This window comes from Ensifer sp. LC11 (assembly GCF_001695835.1).
In the GTDB taxonomy this organism is placed as follows: domain Bacteria; phylum Pseudomonadota; class Alphaproteobacteria; order Rhizobiales; family Rhizobiaceae; genus Ensifer.
The window spans coordinates 1-2,646 of the sequence record NZ_MBSO01000058.1 but is presented as its reverse complement, the minus strand read 5'-3'; the positions used below and the strand labels follow the sequence as shown (position 1 = coordinate 2,646).

Below are 2,646 nucleotides of genomic sequence, written 5' to 3'. Positions count from 1 at the left end.
CCCGCACGGGTGCGGGCAACGAGCGCGCCGACTTCTTCTGCCCGGCGGGCGGAGTCCTTGACGGTCGTGGTGATCTCTTCAAGCGCTGCCGCCGTCTCTTCGACCGAGGCCGCCTGCTGCTCGGTGCGGCGGGCGAGATCGTCGGCAGCCGAGCGGATTTCCGTCGCGCCGGCATCAATGCCACGGGCATTGGCGCCGACGGCGCAAAGCGTGTCATGCAGCTTGGCGACCGAGTTGTTGAAGTCGGCGCGCAGACGGTCGAGACGGTCGGCGAACGGGTTGTCGATGCGGTAGGCGAGATCACCTTCGGCGAGGCGGCCAAGGCCGGACGCCAAACCATCAACCGCCTCTTGGATTTCCACCGCGTCGCGCGCCTTCTGCGCCTCACGCTCCAGGCGCTCGCGCTCCGACAGCGAGCGGTTCGCGTCCGCTTCGCTTTCGAGCTGCATCTTGGCGATGGTCGCATCCCGCAGCACCCGGAGCGAGCGGGCGAGATCGCCGATCTCGTCCTTGCGCTCGGCCTCCGAGAGGTCGACGTCGGTCTCGCCGGCGGCAATCTGGCCGGTGACGCCAATGACGTTGGCGACGCGCTTGCGGAAGCGGCTGGCGAGTGTCCAGCCGACGATGATCATGATGGCCGCGGCAACGGCAATCACGGCGATCGAGATCATCGCGAGCTGCGAGAGGCCGGCAAAGACGGTCGCTTCCGGAACGGAAACGACCACGTACCATTCGGTGTCCGGCAGGAGGTTGACCGGCACGGCCACTGCCAGATGCTCGGTACCATCGGTGTGCTTCAGCGCGAAAGCGTGGCCGGTATTGGCCAGCAGCAGCCCCCAGCCCTCCCCTTGCAGCGGTGTGTCCTTCAGCACCTTGCCAAGCACCTTGGCATCGGGATGGCTGATGATGCTGCCGTCTTTGCTCAAGAGCGACACAAAGCCGGTGCCGAAAGGCTTCAGCTTGCCGAGTTCGGTCGAGAGTTCGCCAAGCGCCATGTCGACGCCGACGACGCCGATGAAGGTACCGTCCTTCTTCAGCGGCACCATGATCGAGGTCATCACCACGTCCTTCCCGTTGATCGGGTAGACATAGGGTTCGGTGACCATGTCGAGGCCGGTCTTCTTCGGGATCTGATAATAGTCGCCCGGACCCGGCTTGTCGTAGTCGGCGAGCGGCTCGTGGATCACCTTGTCGCCGGAACGGGCGATATAGGGAACGAAGCGGCCGGTCGCATCGTGGCCGGTCTTGCCGACATAATCTGCGTCCTTGCCATCAAAGGCATTCGGCTCCCAGCCGGTGCTCATGCCGACGGCGAGCGGATTGTCGACGATCAGACGCTTCATCAAGGTTTCGATTTCGGCGCGCGACGGGGCGCCGATGCCCGTCGAAGCATAGAGCGCGGAGCGGATGTTGTTTGCGAGCGTCTTGGCTTCAGCAAACTTCGTCTCGACACTGCGGGCGCTCGCCGAGGCCGCATTGGTCATCTCGGCGATGCTACGCTCGCGCAGTTGCTGGTAGGACAGCCAGAAGACGACGGCGGCGGTGACCATGGAGGTCAGAAGGCCGGTCATCACGATGGCGAACATGTTTCTTGCCGTTGCAGTCTTTAGGATCACCGTACGTCTCCCCTCGCGCTTCGCCGTTCCGGTCGTGCGCGGCCAAATCATTCATTGCGTGGCGGGTTCACCGGCACGTTGAGCATTGGGACAGGTGTCTGGAACACATCGCGATGAATGAATGCCTGGAGGCGACGTGCGGAGCGAAGTCATTTCGCGGCGAAGAAACGGTATGCGCGAGCGCTTTATCAAAGCTTAAGAAACAAGGGGATGAATCGCGATCCTGCAGCGAAAGACGAGAATCTTGATGCAGCACGCAAGGAAAAGGCCCGGTTTCCCGGGCCTTCTGCGTGTCGGATCTTGGCAAAGACTACGCCGCCCGGCGGCGGTGGGTGGTTGCCGCCGCGTAGACCCCTTGCGTATCGCCGAGATTGAACTGGGCGAGCAGCGCATTGAGGGAGGCGGCTTCGGACGCAAGACCGTGGCTTGCCGCCGTCTGCTCCTCGACCATCGCCGCGTTCTGCTGCGTGCCCTGGTCCATGGTATTAACAGCCGTGTTGATCTCCTGGAGACCGGTCGACTGTTCGCGTGTCGCCGTCACGATCGCGCTCACATGTTTGTTGATCTCCTGGACTTCGGAAACGATCGTCTGCAGCGCCTTGCCGGTGTCACCGACCAAAGTCACACCGTTCCTGACCTGGTTGCCCGAGGTGGTGATCAGCGCCTTGATCTCCTTGGCCGCGTTGGCCGAGCGCTGGGCGAGCTCGCGCACTTCCTGGGCGACGACGGCAAAACCCTTGCCGGCTTCACCGGCACGCGCCGCCTCGACGCCGGCGTTCAGCGCCAGCAAGTTCGTCTGGAAGGCGATGTCGTCGATGACGCCGATGATGTTGGAGATTTCGCCTGAGGATTTTTCGATCGCATGCATCGCTTCGACAGCGTTGGCAACGACCTCACCGGACTTTTCCGCACCCGCACGGGTGCGGGCAACGAGCGCGCCGACTTCTTCTGCCCGGCGGGCGGAGTCCTTGACGGTCGTGGTGATCTCTTCAAGCGCTGCCGCCGTCTCTTCGACCGAGGCCGCCTGCTG

At 63.5% G+C, this 2,646-nt stretch carries 1 protein-coding gene and 1 pseudogene; both read right to left on the bottom strand.

Features of this window, described 5'->3' with window-relative positions:
- On the bottom strand, positions 1-1,616 hold a 1,616-nt coding region (locus tag BBX50_RS26780), incomplete at its 3' end, for a methyl-accepting chemotaxis protein (RefSeq protein ID WP_161490893.1).
- Positions 1,617-1,926: 310 nt separating this feature from the next.
- A pseudogene (mcpU, locus tag BBX50_RS26775) lies at positions 1,927-2,646 on the bottom strand (methyl-accepting chemotaxis protein McpU); the annotation flags it as partial.